Genomic DNA, 16,573 nt, shown 5'->3' on the forward strand with positions numbered 1-16,573 from the left:
TCTCGGCATGTCGGCAGGCCCGGCCGGCACGCCCGGCGGGCACGCAGCGGCGCCGGGTGGACGGACGGGAGGCCCGGTGCCGGTCTCGTGGACCGGCACCGGGCCTCCCGGGTGTCGTCTGGTGCGCGCTACGCCGAACGGCGGCGGCGTGCGACCTCCCACAGGGTGACGCTCGCGGCGATGCCGGCGTTGAGCGACTCCGTCGCACTGGAGATCGGGATCGACACGATCGCATCGCACGTCTCGGTGACCAGGCGGGACAGCCCCTTGCCCTCGGAGCCGACGACGATGACGATCGGCCGGTCGGCGAGTGCCAGGGCGTCGAGCTCGACGTCGCCGTCCCCGTCGAGTCCGAGCACGAACAGGCCCATCGACTTCAGCGACTTCAGGGTCTGCGTCAGGTTCGGGGCCATCGCGACGGGCGTGCGGGCGGCGGCACCGGCGGAGGTCTTCCAGGCCGATGCGGTCACACCGACCGAACGACGCTGCGGCACGATGACGCCGTGTCCGCCGAACGCCGCGGTGGAGCGGATGATCGCACCGAGGTTGCGCGGGTCGGTGATGCCGTCGAGGGCGACGAGCAGCGGCACCTGGTCGCGGGAGAACGCCCGCTCGACCAGGTCCTCGGACACGGCGTACTCGTACGCCGGGACCTTGAGCGCGACGCCCTGGTGCACGCTGTCGTGCCCCGTGATGCGATCGAGCTCCGGCCGCATGATCTCCATGATCGGCACGCCGCGATGGTTGGCGAGCGTCAGGATCTCCTTGACGCGGTCGTCGACCTCGATGCGGGCGGCGACGTAGAGCGTCGTCGACGGCGTCTTCGTGCGCAGTGCCTCGAGCACGGAGTTGCGCCCGGTCACGAGTTCGCTGTCGTCGGTCTTGCGTGCCGGCGGACGACCGCCGGTGCGGGTCTGCGGCGCCGAGGCACTGCTGCCACCACGACGGGTGCGGGCCGCCTCGAAGCGTTCCTTGGCGGCCTTGCGCTTGCCGGCCGGGTGGTACGGGCGGTCCTCGGCCTTCGGGGTCGGCTTGCGACCCTCGAGCGCCTGGGCGCCCTGGCCACCGGAGCCGACCTGCTTGTTGCCCTTGCGGCCGGCGCGGACAGCGCCCGGACGACCCTTCTTGCTCCCCGAGACGTTCTTCATGCAGTTCTCCTGTTCGGCACTGCCGTGTTCAGGCGATGCTCCAGCGTGTTCCGGACGGTGTGTCCTCGATCGTGATGCCCGCGCCTGCGAGATCGTCCCGGACGCGGTCGGCCGTGGCGAAGTCCCGTGCGGCCCTGGCGTCGGCGCGCTCCTGTACGAGGCGTTCGACGAGGGCGGCGAGCGGTGCTGCGGAGGTGTCGTGCGCCCCACCCGACCAGTGCGGTGCACGCGGGTCGATGCCGAGCACCTCGACCATCGCAGCCACCTGATGGTACGCGACCCCGAGCGCTTCCGCATCGTCGGCGTCGAGCGCGGCGTTGCCTGACCGGACGGTCTCGTGCAGCACCGCCAGCGCCTGGGGTACCGCGAGGTCGTCGTCCATGGCATCGGCGAAGCCCTGCGGCACCGCGGGGGCATCGGCCAGCCGGACCCCTTCGAGGCGTTCCGCGGCCCGGACCAGGAAGCCCTCGACACGGTCGAGCGCGGCTTCGGCCTCGGCCAGGGAACCGTCGTGGTGGTCGATCGTGGACCGGTAGTGGGCGGCGCCGAGGAAGTAGCGGACCACGACCGGGCGCGCGGCGGCGAGGAAGTCCGCGGCGAAGATCGAGTTGCCGAGCGACTTCGACATCTTCTGCCCGCCGACGGTGACGAGCCCGTTGTGCAACCAGTACGAGGCGAAGGCGTCCCCGGCCGCGGTCGACTGCGCGAGTTCGTTCTCGTGGTGCGGGAAGCGCAGGTCGAGTCCGCCGCCGTGGATGTCGAACGCCGGGCCGAGGTAGCGCCGGGACATCGCCGAGCACTCGATGTGCCACCCGGGGCGTCCCACACCCCACGGGGAGTCCCAGCTCGCCGTCGACGGCTCCCCCGACTTGCTGCCCTTCCAGAGCGCGAAGTCGCGGGCGTCCCGCTTGCCGCGGGGATCCGCGTCGGTGGCGTCGACCATGTCGTCGCGGCGCTGCCGGGTGAGCGCGCCGTACTCGGGCCAGCTCGCGGTGTCGAAGTAGACGTCCCCGCTGCCGTCGGCGGCAGGGTAGGCGTGACCGCGCTCGACGAGTCGCGTGATGATGTCCTGCATCTGCGGGATGCTCGCGGTCGCCCGGGGCTCGTAGGTGGGCGGCAGGATGCCGAGTGCGGTGTACGCGGCGGTGAACTCGAGTTCGACGCGGTACGCCCGCGCCCACCAGGGCTCTCCGGTGCCCGCGGCCAGGTCGAGGACCTTGTCGTCGATGTCCGTGACGTTCCGGACCAGGGTGACGTGGTACCCGCGGTGGCTCAGCCAGCGGCGCCAGATGTCGTAGACCAGCGCGGACCGGAGGTGCCCGATGTGCGGCGACGACTGCACCGTGGGGCCACAGACGTAGATGCTGACCTGTCCGTCGACCAGTGGCACGAGGTCGACGACGTCGGCGGCGCGGGAGTCGTACAGGCGAACGGTCACGGGACAAGCCTAGAGGGAGTGCCGTGCGGTGACGCGGGGCCTCACGGGGCCTGTGGAGAACGGCGTCAGCGGGACCGGACGAGTGCCGTGGCGATCGCCGTGAGCCCCTCGCCGCGCCCGGTGAAGCCGAGACCGTCCGTCGTCGTGCCGGAGACCGCCACGGGAGCACCGACGGCAGCGGCCAGGGCGTCCTGCATCTCGTCGCGTCGGGCACCGATGCGCGGGCGGTTGCCGATCACCTGCACCGTGACGCGGACGGGCTCGAGGCCGGCGTCCTGCAGGAGCGCGACGGCGCCGCGGACGAACACGTCACCGGATGCGCCGGCGAACCGCGGGTCCGCCGTCCCGAAGCGGCCGCCGATGTCCCCGAGCCCGCCCGCCGACAGCAGCGCGTCGCAGACGGCGTGGGCGACCGCATCCCCGTCGCTGTGGCCGGAGAGCCCGGGCTCGCCGGGGAAGTCGAGCATGCCGACACGACACGGGACCGCGGGGTCGAAGGCGTGCACGTCCACCCCGAGCCCGACGCGGAGGTCGAGGGGACCCGCGGCTCGTTCCGCGACGACGGCCTCGGCACGACCGAGGTCCCACCGCGTGGTGATCTTGAACGCGTCGGCGTCACCGGGGACGGTGCGGACGACCCCACCCGCCGCCTGGAACACCCCGGCGTCGTCGGTCTCGGCCCGCTCCGCCACCGCGTACGCACGACGGAGCGCCGCGAGCGGGAAGCCCTGCGGCGTCTGCACGCCGACGAGCGCCGAACGGTCGACGGTCTCGACGACGACGTCACCGGTGACACGCTTCACGGTGTCGGTCACGGGCAGCGCCGGCACGACGCCGACACCGATCGCGTGCGCGTCCGCCTCGACGGTGAGCCCTGCGGCCACCGCGTCGAACACCCGCTCGAACTGCGCCGCCGGCGTGAGACAGCGCGCCGCGTCGTGCACGAGCACCGTCTCGACGGAGTCCGGCAGGGCGGCCAGGCCGGCCTGGACCGACGCGTGGCGATCCGCGCCTCCCGGCACGATCGTCGTGTACTCCCCAGCCGCACCGGCTACTTCCGTGACGAGCGCGCGGCACTCGTCCATCCGGTCGGCCGGTGCGACGACGACCACGATCGTCGGCTCGGGGAGCGTCAGGATGGTCCGCAACGCGCGGACCAGCATGCGTTCCCCGGCGACCGGGACGAACGCCTTCGCCGTGCCGATGCCGAGGCGCGTGCCGGACCCTGCCGCAACGACGACGACCGCACGGGCTGCCAGAGCTGGGCTCTGCGCCGGTGCGGTCGTCGTGTCGTTCGTGGTGCGCAAGCGGGCGTCAGGACGCGAGGACCTCGTCGAGGACGGTCGATGCCTTGTCCTCGTCGGTCTTCTCGGCCAGGGCCAACTCGGAGATGAGGATCTGGCGCGCCTTGGCCAGCATCCGCTTCTCACCCGCGGAGAGGCCGCGGTCCTGATCGCGGCGCCAGAGGTCGCGGACGACCTCGGACACCTTGATGACGTCACCCGAAGCGAGCTTCTCGAGGTTCGCCTTGTAGCGACGCGACCAGTTCGTGGGCTCTTCGGTGAACGGCGCCCGGAGGACCTCGAACACCTTGTCGAGCCCTTCCTTGCCGATCACGTCGCGGACGCCGACCAGGTCGACGTTGTCCGCCGGGACCTCGATCGTCAGGTCACCCTGCGTGACCCGAAGCTTCAGGTAGACCTTTTCCTCGCCCTTGATGACGCGAGTCTTGACTTCAGAGATGGTTGCCGCCCCGTGATGGGGGTAGACGACGGTCTCGCCGACCTCGAATTGCATGTATCAGGCTCCGTTCCCAGACCTCCAGTTTACCACAAGGGGCGTTCGGGTAAGGGGAGCCTGACCGCCGCCGACCGTCCGGGGGCCGCGGACCCTGACGTCCTGCCCCACCGGCGCCTGGGTAGGATGATCGGCAGGACCGCTCGGTCCGCCATCGTGAACTTCCGGAGGAACCTCTTGCGAGCTCGGGTACTCGTGTCCGTCGCCGTCGCCGCGACCATCGCCTTCGGTGCGACCGGCTGCGAGTTCTTGTCGCCGTCGCGCACCCAGGAGATCCGACAGATCACCGACGGTGTCGACGTGTCCACGGGCACGATCGACGTGCGGAACGCCCTGCTCATCTCCGACAGCGGGAAGGACGCCCGGTTCGTCGGCACCCTGGTCAACACCGGCACCGACGACCGCACCGTCACGCTCGAGGTGGACGGTGACGACCAGACCGTCGTCGTCCCGGGCGACTCCACGACCGTCCTCGCCGACGACGGCCAGCACGACACGGTCGACTTCGACGACGTCACGGCGGTGCCGGGCTCGCTCGTCAAGATGTACTTCTCGTACGACGGCGCCGAGGGCGCATCGGCCACGGTGCCGGTGCTGACGAGCTCGCAGGAGCAGTACCAGACCCTCGCGCCGACGCCCACCCCGACGCCGACCGAGACCGCGCCGTCGAACAGCGGCACCCAGCCGACCGGTGACGCCACCGCTCCGGGGACGCAGGACGGCTCGCAGACGGACTCCTCCGAAGGCGACAACGGCACCAACTGACCGCAGGGCAGCGCGCGCTGCACCAGCGACGGACGGGAGGCCCGGGCCGGTTCCGATGAACCGGCCCGGGCCTCCTGTGCGTCCGTTGGAGCGGCGTCCGCCGGAGCGGCGTCCGCCGGAGCGGCGTCCGCCGGACCGGCCTGTCCGCCGGACCGGCCTGTCCGCCGGACCGGCCTGTCCGCCGGAGCGAACAGGCCGTCAGGCCGTCAGGCCGTCAGGCCGCCAGGCCGCCAGGCCGTCAGGCCGTCAGGCCTCGATGCGGTACCCGAGCCCGCGGACGGTGACCAGGACCTCCGGCGTGCTCGGCACGCGCTCGATCTTCGAGCGGATCCGCTTGATGTGCACGTCGAGCGTCTTGGTGTCGCCGAAGTAGTCCGAGCCCCAGACGCGGTCGATGAGCTGCCCTCGGGTGAGCACGCGGCCGGCGTTGCGGAGCAGCAGTTCCAGGAGTTCGAACTCCTTGAGCGGCATCGGGGTCTCGGAGCCGTCGACGCTCACGGTGTGACGCTCGACGTCCATCCGGATCCCGCCGACCTGCAGGATGCCGATGTCCCCCGGGTCGTCCTCGGTCCGACGGCGGAGCACCGCGCGGATGCGGGCGAGCAGCTCGCGCGTCGAGTACGGCTTGGTCACGTAGTCGTCGGCGCCCAGCTCGAGCCCCACGACGATGTCCACCTCGGAGTCCTTGGCGGTGAGCATGATGATCGGGACGTTCGAGCGGGTGCGGATCTGTCGGCAGACCTCGGTGCCGGACAGGCCGGGCAGCATGAGGTCCAGCAGGACGAGGTCCGGGTTCTCCGAGTCGAACTTCGACAGGGCGGTGACACCGTCTGCCGCGACCGCGGTCTCGTAGCCCTCCCGCTGCAGCAGGAACTCCAGGGGCTCGCTCAGGGCCGGCTCGTCGTCGACGATGAGGATCTTGGTCACGATGGCTGCTCTTCCATTTGCTCTTCGAGTGCTGTGGTCAGTTCGGGGTCGGCTTCGGGGAGGCGGATCGTGAAGGTCGAGCCCTTGCCGGGCTGCGACCAGACGCGGACGTCACCGCCGTGGTTGTTGACGATGTGCTTGACGATCGCCAGACCGAGGCCGGTGCCGCCGGTGGCACGGGAGCGGGCCGGGTCGACGCGGTAGAAGCGCTCGAACACCCGGTCGAGATCGGCTTCGGGGATCCCGACGCCCTGGTCGGTGATCGCGATCTCGACGAAGCCCTTGGTGCCGCGGACACCGACGCCGACCCGGGTGTTGTCCGGGGAGTACTTCACGGCGTTCGCGATGAGGTTCGACACCGCCACCTGCAGCAGCCCGGGGTCCCCCATCACGCGGAGCTTCGACTTCTTCGCGCGGATGAGCTCGATGCCCCGGGCGCGGGCGACGACCTCGTTGCCGTCGATCGCGGCCTGCACGACCTTGTCGATCGCGGTCTCCTCGCTGGCCTCGAGCGCGTCGACGGACTGCAGCCGCGACAGTTCGATGATGTCCTTCGTCAGGGCGCCGAGCCGTTCGGACTCGGTGACGAGCTGTGCGGCGAACTTCCGGACGTGGACGGGGTCGTCGGCGGCGATGACCAGCGTCTCGGACAGCAGGCCGATCGCGCCGATCGGGGTCTTGAGTTCGTGCGAGATGTTGGCGACGAAGTCACGCCGGACCTCGTCGATGCGCCGGCTCTCGGTCAGGTCGTCCGCGGTGACGAGCACGTACCGGTTGCCGAGCTGCGCAGCCCGGAAGCTGAGGTAGCCGATCACGTCACCACGTCCGCCGCGCGGCAGCTCGAGGTCCTCGGCACCCATCTCACCGCTCCGTCGGACCCGGTCGACCAGGGCTGCCAGTTCGTCGTGCACGAGCTTCCGTCGGACGACCAGACCGACCGCCAGCGCCTGGGGCGACGCGGCGACGACGGTGTTCGACGGGTCCACGACCACGGCCGGGTTGTGCATGGTGGCGATCACCGCGGCGACCCCGTCGGGGAGGCTCCGCTCCGCCACGTCGGCTGCACGTGCCGTGCGCTCGGCGGTGATGATCAGCACCACGACGCCCGCGCCGAACACACCGCCGAGGAGCATCGACAGTGGCACGAGCCACGCGTTGTCCATGCCGCCAGTGTAGGAGTGGTCACACGCGGTTCGGACGCCGTTCACCCCTGGATGCAGGCCGGATCGCGAACCGTTCAGCCGCAGGTCACCGACCGTTCACCTGGGCTGACGACACTCGTCCGGTACGCAGAGAGAGGCCCTCCCCCATGCGCGAAGTGTTCCAGCAGGAGCTCCAGGACGTCCAAGAGCGTCTGACCGAGATCGCCGGGCTCGTCGAGTCCGCCATCACCCGAGCAACCGAGGCGTTCAGCGAGTCGGACGTCGCCCTCGCCGAAGAGGTCATCGCCGACGACGCGAAGATCGACGCCGCCGCGTCCGCGCTGGACGAGGTCGCGATCGACATCCTCGCCCGTCAGGCGCCCGTCGCCCGTGACCTCCGGGTCGTCGTCACCGCGCTGCGCGTCAGCTCCTCGCTCGAGCGCATGGGTGACATGGCCGAGCACATCGCGCAGCTCGCTCGCCAGCGGTTCCCCGAGAAGGTCGTCCCGAAGGGCCTGCGCGGCACCTTCAAGGAGATGGGCAAGCACGACGTCGCGATGTCGCAGAAGCTCACGCGCCTGCTCGCCACCGAGGACATCGCCCTGGCCGCCGAGATCCGCGACGAGGACGACGCCGTCGACGAGCTGCACGCCAGCGTCTTCGACTTCGTGCTCGGCGAGGCGTGGAAGGGCGGGCCGGTCGACACGGTCGACGCCACCCTGGCCTCCCGGTACCACGAGCGGTTCGCCGACCACGCGGTCTCGATCGCGAAGAAGGTCGAGTACCTCGCGACCGGCGATTGGGCCGGCGCCGCCAACGTCACGACGTCCCCGGCCTGAGGCCGGCGGGCTGCCCCCAGGGTCGGTCCCGCAACACGCAAGGTGGGCGGTTGCTCGCAGCGGTACTCCGTTGCGGGGAGCCGCCCACCTTGCGTTTCGCGGAGGTGGGAGGATCGAGGCATGGCCCAGGTCGCGATCATCGTCAACGGCATGCCCGGCTCCGGCAAGAGCACGGTGGGTGCCGCCCTCGCCGAGGTGCTCGGCTGCCCCTTCCTGTCGAAGGACCGGGTGAAGGAGCCACTGGCCGACATCGCCGGCCCGACGATCCCCTCGCGCACGCTCGGCGGGATCGCGATGGACACGCTGTGGTCCATGGCCGGAGCGGTCGAGAACGGGGTCGTCGTCGACGCCGTCCTGCTGCCGTCACGGGATCGGGACTTCCTGGAGGCCGGGCTCGCCACCGCCGGTTCGCCGCGCGTCGTCGAGGTGTGGTGCGACGTCGACCGGGCGACCGCCGAGGCCCGACTGCGGGACCGCTACGAGCCGGGCACGATGCCGATCCGCCACGAGGTGCACGGTGACCTCGCCGACGTGCTGGCGTTCTGGGACGAGCACGGGACCGCAGCCGGACCGGTCGGCGTGGGGCCGGTCGTCCGCGTGCAGACCGCGCAGCCCTACGACGTCGGAGCCCTCGTGCAGGAGATCGCCGCGCACTTCGGCTGACGCCCGAGACGGCCGACGCCCGAGACAGCTGACGCCGGAGACGGCTGACGCTGGAGACGGCTGTGGCGCGGGGCGTCTCGGCACCCCGCGCCACAGCCGTCTCCGCTCCCGAAGGTACGTCCGGACTACTTCTTCGCGCCCTGGGCGGCGACCGCCGCGGCACCGGCGGCAGCGGCCTCGGGGTCGAGGTAGTACGCGGGCTTCGTCGGACGGAACTCGTCGTCGAGCTCGTAGACGAGCGGGATGCCCGTGGGGATGTTGAGCCCGGCGATGTCGTCGTCCGAGATGCCGTCGAGGTGCTTCACCAGCGCCCGCAGCGAGTTGCCGTGCGCCGTGACGAGGACCGTCTTGCCCGCGCCGAGGTCCGCCGTGATGTCGGACTCCCAGTAGGGCAGCAGTCGGTCGATGACGAGCTTCAGGGACTCGGTGCGGGGCAGCTGGTCGCCGAGGTCCGCGTACCGGCGGTCGTGGGCCTGCGACCACTCGGCGTCGTCCGCGATGGGGGGCGGCGGGACGTCGAACGAACGGCGCCACTCCATGAACTGCTGCTCGCCGTACTGCTCGAGCGTCTGCGCCTTGTCCTTGCCCTGCAGGTCGCCGTAGTGCCGCTCGTTGAGGCGCCAGTCACGCTTCACGGGCAGCCAGGCCAGGTCCGCCTCGAGCAGGGCGATGTCGGCCGTCTGGATCGCCCGGGTCAGCAGCGACGTGTAGAGGACGTCGGGGACGATGCCGGACTCGGCGATGAGACTGCCGGCCCGCTTCGCCTCCTTCTCGCCGAGCTCCGAGAGCCGGACGTCGACCCAACCGGTGAACAGGTTCTTCTGGTTCCAGTCACTGTTGCCGTGACGGAGCAGGACGAGCGTGGAGGTCATGCGTCCGAGTCTACCGAGCGGTGCTCCACCCGTACCCTGGTCCCATGCCCGGGAAGTCCTCGCCGATCGGCACCGTCACCCGCGGGACGACCGGGCACAACCGCCTCCGCCGGGTCGACCGCTGGATCGCGACGCTCCCCGTCCTGCGCCGGACGGACGACCCGCTCGTCGCGGACGTCGGGTACGGGGCGAGCCCGACGACGACGCTCGAACTCCGCGACCGTCTGGCCCGGGTCCGACCCGACGTCGAGGTCACCGGCATCGAGATCGAACCCTCCCGTGTGGCCCTCGCGAACGCCGGGACCCGCGACGGCGTGACGTTCCGCCTCGGCGGCTTCGAGACGCCGACTCCGGGCGGCCGGCAGCCGGCGGTGATCCGCGCCTTCAACGTGCTCCGGCAGTACGACGAGTCGGCGGTGGTCGGCGCGTGGCGGATCATGCAGGACCGACTGCAGCCCGGCGGGCAGCTCGTCGAGGGCACCTGCAACGAGGTCGGCCGGGTCGCGTCCTGGGTGACGCTCGACGTCGACGGGCCGCACACGTTCACCCTCGCCCTGCGCCTGGCCGGCCTCGACGTGCCGAGCATCGTCGCCGAGCGACTGCCGAAGGCGCTCATCCACCGCAACGTCCCGGGCGAACGGGTGCACGGGTTCCTCCGCGACCTCGACCTGGCGTGGGCCGTCGCGGCACCGCTCGGCACGTACGGTCCGCGGCAGCGGTGGATCGCGACGGCGCGGGGAATGCGCGACCGCGGCTGGCCGGTCCTGCACGGCACGACGCGCTGGCGGCTCGGGGAGCTCAGCGTCCCCTGGTCCGCGGTGACTCCCGCCTGACGCGCCCGTCTCCCGCGGTCCGCGTCGCGGCCGGGAGGCACGCTGGACACCGGTGTTCGTCGAACGCGCCGCGGATGGTCGCGGCGCGACGGACGAACACCGGTGTCTTGCCGAGGTCGCCGGCCGCGCGGGGCGGGGCGGGTCAGGGGCGGCGGACCGCTCCGAGGCGCGGCAACCGCGGGACGTCCGCCGTCGCACCGGCACCTGGCGGGACGATGACCTGCTGCGCCGCGGTCACGACGACGTCGTCGGTGGCGAGGGTGAGCACGGCCGCCGGGTCGAGGGACCGCTTGACGACCGCGAGCCCGACCGGACCGAGTTCGTGGTGCGTGGCCGACGCGACGAGCCGCCCGACCTCGGTGTCGTCGAGCATCACCGGGGTGCCGGGCGACGGCACGACACCGTCCGAGCCGTCGAGGTGCAGCATCACCAGGCGTCGCGGCGGGCGTCCGAGGTTGTGGACCTTCGCGACGGTCTCCTGCCCGCGGTAGCAGCCCTTCGACAGGTGCACGGCGGAACGGAGCCAGTCGAGCTCGTGCGGGATCGTCCGCTCGTCCACGTCGGACAGCGAGGGACGCCAGGCGGCGATCCGCAGGGCCTCGAGCGCGAGGAGGCCGGCGGCGGGGACGTCCGACGCGGCGACCTGGGCAGCGGTGTCGGGCGTGACCACGGCGATGCGGAGGGTCCAGTCGGAGCCGGGGTGGGCCTCCTGGTCGGCGTAGCCCCACCCGCCGGGCGTGACGGACGCCCACGGGTCGGTCCAGGTCGCCAGCGGCTCGGTGCCCCGCAGCGGGTCGGCGCCGTCGAACCAGCCGAGGGTCGCGAGCGCGTCCGAGCGGTCGGTGACCTCGACCCGCAGCATGAACCGCATCGAGGACAGCCAGGCGGCGAGGGGCTCGGCGTCGGCCGGCTCGGTGAGCAGCCACACGGTCTCGCCGTCGTCGACCACACGGGCCGCGTGCTCCACCCGACCGGAGGCGTCCAGCACCAGAGTCTCGGTGCTCACCCCCGGAGCCAGGCCGAGCAGCAGCTGCGAGGTGATCGAGTTCAGCCAGGACAGCCGGTCCGGGCCGGACACCGTGACGACGCCCAGTCCGAGTTCCACGACCGCGCGCCCGCGGGCGAGCAGACGCTGCTCGCCGAGGGGGTTGCCGAAGTGGGCGGCCGGCCCGGCGGCGGAGGCGACGAACCCGTCACGGACAGCGAACGGCGAGGTCATCAGTCGACCTTCGCGAGCTGCCCCGAGGCGTGCGAGGTGAGTTCCCGTCCGAGGGCGGCGATGTCCCACGCCCAGAAGAGCTTGCCCTCGACCAGTCCGTACATGCGGGTGGCGGCCGAGTACTCCTTCGCGTTGGCGGAGCGCATCACGGCGTCGGTGGCCAGGTCGATGCGACCCTGCTTGACCCGCCCCACGTAGAGCTCGTTGACGCCGGTCGGGTGGATGATCGCCGCTTCGACGTCGAAGCCGTTCGCCTGGTTGCGCAGGGTCTCGACGCTCTGCGTGGTCGAGAACGGCACCGGGCCGTCGCCGAGCAGCAGCGCGGGGCCACGGTCGCCCGGTTCGGACGGCCGGTCGAGCCTCCAGTAGCCCATCTCGGCGGCGAGCGGCGTGTGGCCGTCGTCGAGCAACCACGTCGTCGAGGAGTAGTTGAGGTACGGCAGTCCGTCGTGGCTGAAGCTCACGCGCTGACCGAACTCGTACGTCCGCACCTCGTCGTCCTCGCCCACGGGGTACTCGACGACGCCGGTGCCCTCCCAGACGCCGACCAGCCACGACAGTGGGACGAGTTCGGCGGACAGGCCCTCGGGGAGTTCGATCACCGCTGGCCCTTGAAGAGCTTGACGACGACGGTCACCGAGATGAAGGCGATCGCGAGCGACGCCAGGCCCAGCAGGCCCACGTAGAAGAGCTCGAGCGCAAGCAGCGAATCCATGCCGGAAGTCTACGCGGACCGGGCCGGGAAGCCAGGAGGCTCAGCGCACCGGCAGGATCAGCGCACGAGCAGGATCAGCGCGGTCACGAAGACGACCACGAACGACCCCGACGACGCGATGCTGATCCGCTCCACCAGGCCGTCCTTCGTCTGCGTGGCCAGTTGCAGGACGAAGCTGACGAACACGGCCGCGACGAAGACGAGCAGCAGCCAGGCGAAGGAGTCCTTCTGCGTCAGGGTGAGCACGAGCACCGACCCGACGACCGCGAGCAACCACACCGGCACGACCGACGTCAGCCGCAGCCGGCGCTGGCTCGGCACGACTTCCGGGTCGGGGCCCACGGGGTCCGTCGTCTCGCTCACCTCCCCATCATGACAGTCGCCTGCTGCACCGTCCGTCCGGGTGGGTTCCCCGGGCTCACTAGGATGGCGCAACGACGTCTTCTCCCTCTGGAGGTCCTGTGGCACAGCTCCTGGTACTCACCTCGGCCGCGCCCGGCGACGTCCTGCCGAGCCTCGGCCTGCTGAGCCACCGGATCCGGCACGTGCCCGCCGAGGCAGCACAGCTCGTCAACGCACCGCAGAGCGACCTGATGTTCGTCGACGCCCGCACCGACCTGGTCAGTGCGAAGGCCCTCTGCAAGATCCTCGCCACCAGCGGTTCGACGACACCCGTCGTGCTCGTCGTGACCGAGGGCGGCCTCACGGCCGTGACGACCGAGTGGAGCATCGACGACGTCGTGCTCGAGTCCGCCGGTCCCGCCGAGGTCGACGCCCGCATCCGTCTGAACGCCGGTCGCGCCTCGAAGAACCAGACCGGGTCGAAGATCCAGGCCTCCGGCGTGGTCATCGACGAGGCGAGCTACTCCGCGAAGGTCCGCGGGCGGCCGCTCGACCTGACCTTCAAGGAGTTCGAGCTCCTCCGCTTCTTCGCCACGCACCCCGCCCGGGTGTTCACCCGCGAGCAGCTGCTCAGCGAGGTCTGGGGCTACGACTACTTCGGTGGCACCCGGACCGTCGACGTCCACGTCCGACGACTGCGCGCGAAGCTCGGCGACCTCGAGTCCCTCATCGGCACCGTCCGCAACGTCGGCTACCGCTTCAACGTGCACGACGACGACGACCGCGCGCAGGGTCAGTAGTGCTCGCGATCGTCGAACAGCTCGCCGACGCCGCGGTCGCGGACGGCGAGGCTCCCCCGTTCTCCGACCAGACCCTCGTCGACCTGCGCACCGGCCGTGCCCACGTCCTCGGTGACGACACCGGCGTCGCGGTCGTCCGCGACGGTGAGGTCGAGGTCCTCGTCCACCGGGAGGCACGGGGGCGCGGCATCGGGACCCGTCTCGTCGAGCAGGTGCTCGCCCTCGCGGACCCCCCGACGCGTGCCTGGGCACACGGCGACCACCCCGCCGCCCGTGCCCTCGCGGCCCGCTCGGGCTGGTCCGCGGAGCGGACGCTGCTGCAGCTGCGCGCACCGGTGCCGACGACGGCGGCCGACCCGGGCCTCCCGGCCGGCTACCGTCTCGACGCGTTCCGGGCCGGGTCGACCGAGGACGAGACCGACTGGCTCGCCCTGAACGCGGCGGCATTCGCGTCGCACCCCGAGCAGGGACGGATGACGCTCGACGACCTGCGGGCACGCGAGTCCGACGCCTGGTTCTCCGGCGACGACCTCGTCCTGCTGCGTGACGCCGACGGCCGGCTGGCGGGATCCTGCTGGCTCAAGGTCGAGGACGGCGTCGGCGAGTACTACGCCGTGGCCGTCCGGCCGGACCTGCAGGGGACGGGCCTCGGCGGCGTGCTCATGCGCGCCGGAGCAGCACGGCTCGTCGACCGCGGTCTGCATGCCGTGGCGCTCTACGTCGAGGGCGACAACGCTCCCGCACTGGCGCTGTACCGCCGCCAGGGGTTCGTCGACCACAGCATCGACGTCCAGTACGCGGCGCCGACGACCGGCCGGTAACATGGAGCGTCGGTGACGCACCGACGTTCGTGGGTTCGGGGGATCTGTGGCGCAGGACGGCCAGCACTCGCAGTACGGCAAGGGGGAGCCACTCGGCGCGTCCTACCGCCTGGTGGAGCTCCTCGGGACGGGTGCGTCCGGCGAGGTCTGGCGCACCGAGCACACCGCGACCGGTGAGCAGTTCGCCGCCAAGCTGTTGCGGGCCGAGCTCGCCGCCGAACCCGACGTCGTCGAACGCTTCGTCCGGGAACGCTCGGTGCTGCTGGCGCTCGACCACCCCTCCGTCGTCCGCGTCCGGGACCTCGTCGTCGAGGGCGACCGGCTGGCGATCGTCATGGACCTGGTCAGCGGCGGATCGGCACGCGACCTGCTGCTCGACGTCGGCACGCTGGCGCCACGCGACGCCCTGACCATCACCGCCGAGACGCTCGACGCCCTCGCCGCCGCACACGAGCGGGACGTCAGCCACCGGGACGTGAAGCCCGACAACGTCCTGCTCGACCACCGGTGGACCCCGGGCAGCACGGGTGACGTCCGGGTGTCGGACTTCGGCATCGCCTCGGTCGTGGCCGAACGCGACCGGAAGACCACCGGACTCCTCGGCACGCCGCAGTACATGGCGCCGGAGTCGATCAGCCAGGGTCGCTCCGGTCCTGCTGCCGACGTCTACGGTGCCGGCGTCATGCTCTACGAGTTGCTCGCCGGACGGACGCCGTTCGCCGGGCCGGGCACCGACTTCGCGGTCGCGTACCGGCACGTGACCTCCACCCCGCCGCGGCTCGACGTGCCCGACGCCCTCTGGGCCGCGCTGTCGTCGATGCTGGCGAAGGACCCCGCCGCGCGTCCGTCAGCGGTCGACGCCGCCGCGACCCTCCGGAGACTCGCCCGCGCACTGCGGGACGCTCCGGCGCTGGCCAGGGTCGAGGACCCGGACACGTTCGACGAGGTCGAGCGGCCGGCGACGGTCGTGCGCGGCGGCCTCGCCGGCGGCCTCGCCGGTGGTGGATCCGGCAGCGCCGACGCCGGTGCCCGTCCCGGTCCCGCCGGGGGCGCGCTCGAGTCCACGGGGGACGGCCCCGTCGAACCGGAGCCCGAGCTCGGCCCCGCCGGGTCCCAGACCGTCATCCGACCGTTGGCACGCCCCGTGCTCCCCGCCACCCCGGCCGACGTCGAGACCCCGCGGCGCCGCGTCTCCCGCCCCGACTGGCTGACGAACCGCATGCTCCTGCTCGGCCTGCTCGGGATCGTCCTGGTCGTCGTGCTCGTCATCGCGGCCGTGGTGTGGCTGCCCGGCAGTGGGAAGAAGCAGCCCGCGGGCGGCGCGACCACCGCGCAGAGCGCCAGCGCCTACGAGCAGGACCGACCGCTGCCCACCGGACTGACCACCACGCGCAAGGCGGTGGTGGACGCGTCCGCCGGGACCGTCGAGCTCTCGATCACCTACGCCGCGCAGACCGCTCCGCTGACCGGACCCCTGCTCGAGGTCCTGCCGGCCGCCGCGGAGGGCGCCGACTGCCCGGCCGTCACCTGGGACGGCGAGGGTGTCATGGCGAAACGGAACCAACCGTCGTTGACCGGCGTCGACACACCCTGTGCGTGGAGCCTGTCGGGTCTGGACATCGAAGCCGGCGGGTCCGTCACCGTGCAGGCGACCGTGCCGGCGGACGCGATCGAGGGTGGGCCGTCCGGGTCCGGCTCGTCCGGGTCCGGCTCGTCCGGGTCCGGCTCGTCCGGGTCCGGCTCGTCCGGGTCCGGCTCGTCCGGGTCCGGCTCGTCCGGGGCTGCCGGCTCCGGGTCGGGTGGTTCGGCCCTGCAGGAGTGGCTCGACGGGGTCGGCGCCGCCACCACCGCCGCCGTCAGCGACCAGTCCGTGAACGGGACCGCGTACCCGGTGCAGCGGCTGCAGGGCATCGACGTCCGCACCCCGGACCGCAGCGTCAGTCAGACCACCCTGCCCGTCACCCTCGTGCCGGTGTGGCCGAGCGGCGCGGACGAACTCAACCCGCTCTACCGCAGCCCGAGCACCGGTCGGCCGTCGGAGATGCTCGTCGACGTCGCCGGCGGTGAGTCCGGTGTCCGGTTCGCCGACGGCTGCTCCGGAGCGTTGGCGGTGTCGTCTGACGGGCTCGTCGTGACCGCACTGTCGGTGGCGCCGACCTGCACGGTGCGAGCGACCGTCGGGAACTTCACGAACCTCGAGAGCGACCCCTTCGGGATCACCACGCGCGACTGAGGTCGGTGCGGGTGGTGCT

General features: G+C 71.9%; 17 protein-coding genes. 7 read left to right on the forward strand and 10 right to left on the reverse strand.

The annotated features are described in order from the left end of the window. Window positions 1-128: 128 nt before the first annotated feature. The 4 genes from rlmB to E9228_RS08975 form a co-directional block, all read right to left on the reverse strand. Entirely contained in the window at window positions 129-1,148 is a 1,020-nt protein-coding gene (rlmB, locus tag E9228_RS08960) for a 23S rRNA (guanosine(2251)-2'-O)-methyltransferase RlmB (RefSeq protein WP_111078114.1), read from the reverse strand. A 28-nt stretch (window positions 1,149-1,176) separates the two neighbouring features. Beyond that, window positions 1,177-2,586 (reverse strand): cysteine--tRNA ligase, encoded by a 1,410-nt coding sequence (cysS, locus tag E9228_RS08965; protein WP_166780255.1) that lies wholly within the window; start codon window positions 2,584-2,586, stop codon window positions 1,177-1,179. A 65-nt stretch (window positions 2,587-2,651) separates the two neighbouring features. Continuing rightward, entirely contained in the window at window positions 2,652-3,845 is a 1,194-nt protein-coding gene (gene ispF, locus E9228_RS08970; protein ID WP_166780807.1) for a 2-C-methyl-D-erythritol 2,4-cyclodiphosphate synthase, read from the reverse strand. 55 nt (window positions 3,846-3,900) lie between these two features. Further along, complete coding sequence (locus E9228_RS08975) at window positions 3,901-4,383, reverse strand: CarD family transcriptional regulator (protein ID WP_017888066.1); 483 nt, start codon at window positions 4,381-4,383, stop codon at window positions 3,901-3,903. A 177-nt stretch (window positions 4,384-4,560) separates the two neighbouring features. On the opposite strand from E9228_RS08975, the gene E9228_RS08980 reads away from it, so the two are divergent. After that, window positions 4,561-5,148 carry a hypothetical protein gene (locus E9228_RS08980; protein ID WP_166780256.1) on the forward strand — a complete coding sequence of 196 codons (588 nt, stop codon included), beginning with the start codon at window positions 4,561-4,563 and terminating at the stop codon, window positions 5,146-5,148. A gap of 246 nt (window positions 5,149-5,394) precedes the next feature. Here E9228_RS08980 and E9228_RS08985 read toward each other — a convergent pair whose 3' ends face one another. Continuing rightward, entirely contained in the window at window positions 5,395-6,075 is a 681-nt protein-coding gene (locus E9228_RS08985; protein ID WP_166780257.1) for a response regulator, read from the reverse strand. Further along, window positions 6,072-7,238, reverse strand: coding sequence for a sensor histidine kinase (locus tag E9228_RS08990; protein ID WP_166780258.1), 1,167 nt, complete (start codon window positions 7,236-7,238; stop codon window positions 6,072-6,074). Before E9228_RS08990 ends, E9228_RS08985 begins: the two co-directional genes overlap by 4 nt. A 146-nt stretch (window positions 7,239-7,384) precedes the next feature. Here E9228_RS08990 and phoU point away from each other — a divergent pair, with 146 nt between their 5' ends. Together phoU and E9228_RS09000 are read left to right on the forward strand one after the other, a co-directional pair. Beyond that, on the forward strand, window positions 7,385-8,056 hold the full coding sequence (phoU, locus tag E9228_RS08995; RefSeq protein WP_166780259.1) for a phosphate signaling complex protein PhoU: 672 nt from the start codon (window positions 7,385-7,387) through the stop codon (window positions 8,054-8,056). A gap of 120 nt (window positions 8,057-8,176) precedes the next feature. After that, window positions 8,177-8,719, forward strand: coding sequence for a P-loop nucleotide/nucleoside kinase family protein (locus tag E9228_RS09000; protein WP_166780260.1), 543 nt, complete (start codon window positions 8,177-8,179; stop codon window positions 8,717-8,719). A gap of 125 nt (window positions 8,720-8,844) precedes the next feature. Here E9228_RS09000 and E9228_RS09005 read toward each other — a convergent pair whose 3' ends face one another. Next, window positions 8,845-9,591 carry a phosphoglyceromutase gene (locus E9228_RS09005; protein WP_166780261.1) on the reverse strand — a complete coding sequence of 249 codons (747 nt, stop codon included), beginning with the start codon at window positions 9,589-9,591 and terminating at the stop codon, window positions 8,845-8,847. 44 nt (window positions 9,592-9,635) lie between these two features. On the opposite strand from E9228_RS09005, the gene E9228_RS09010 reads away from it, so the two are divergent. Further along, window positions 9,636-10,424: a class I SAM-dependent methyltransferase gene (locus E9228_RS09010; RefSeq protein ID WP_166780262.1), complete on the forward strand. Its 789-nt coding sequence runs from the start codon at window positions 9,636-9,638 to the stop codon at window positions 10,422-10,424. Between the two features lie 142 nt (window positions 10,425-10,566). On the opposite strand, the gene ygfZ is transcribed toward E9228_RS09010, so the two are convergent. From ygfZ to E9228_RS09025, 3 genes are all read right to left on the reverse strand, one after another. Further along, a complete protein-coding gene (ygfZ, locus tag E9228_RS09015; RefSeq protein WP_166780263.1) occupies window positions 10,567-11,643 on the reverse strand; it encodes a CAF17-like 4Fe-4S cluster assembly/insertion protein YgfZ in 1,077 nt (358 codons plus the stop codon). Beyond that, window positions 11,643-12,245, reverse strand: a complete 603-nt coding sequence (locus tag E9228_RS09020; RefSeq protein ID WP_166780264.1) for a heme-binding beta-barrel domain-containing protein — start codon at window positions 12,243-12,245, stop codon at window positions 11,643-11,645. The genes ygfZ and E9228_RS09020 overlap by 1 nt, the downstream gene beginning before the upstream one ends. Before the next feature lie 170 nt (window positions 12,246-12,415). Further along, window positions 12,416-12,721, reverse strand: coding sequence for a hypothetical protein (locus E9228_RS09025; protein ID WP_166780265.1), 306 nt, complete (start codon window positions 12,719-12,721; stop codon window positions 12,416-12,418). A 98-nt stretch (window positions 12,722-12,819) separates the two neighbouring features. On the opposite strand from E9228_RS09025, the gene E9228_RS17055 reads away from it, so the two are divergent. From E9228_RS17055 to E9228_RS17325, 3 genes are read left to right on the forward strand one after another with little or no spacing between them, the layout of a single operon-like run. After that, complete coding sequence (locus tag E9228_RS17055) at window positions 12,820-13,500, forward strand: winged helix-turn-helix domain-containing protein (RefSeq protein ID WP_166780266.1); 681 nt, start codon at window positions 12,820-12,822, stop codon at window positions 13,498-13,500. Continuing rightward, window positions 13,500-14,321, forward strand: coding sequence for a mycothiol synthase (gene mshD / locus E9228_RS17060; RefSeq protein WP_166780267.1), 822 nt, complete (start codon window positions 13,500-13,502; stop codon window positions 14,319-14,321). Before E9228_RS17055 ends, mshD begins: the two co-directional genes overlap by 1 nt. A gap of 46 nt (window positions 14,322-14,367) precedes the next feature. Continuing rightward, window positions 14,368-16,554 (forward strand): protein kinase domain-containing protein, encoded by a 2,187-nt coding sequence (locus tag E9228_RS17325; protein WP_166780268.1) that lies wholly within the window; start codon window positions 14,368-14,370, stop codon window positions 16,552-16,554. The last annotated feature ends 19 nt before the right edge of the window (window positions 16,555-16,573 follow it).

It is taken from the genome of Curtobacterium salicis, assembly GCF_011759505.1.
Taxonomy (GTDB): domain Bacteria; phylum Actinomycetota; class Actinomycetes; order Actinomycetales; family Microbacteriaceae; genus Curtobacterium; species Curtobacterium salicis.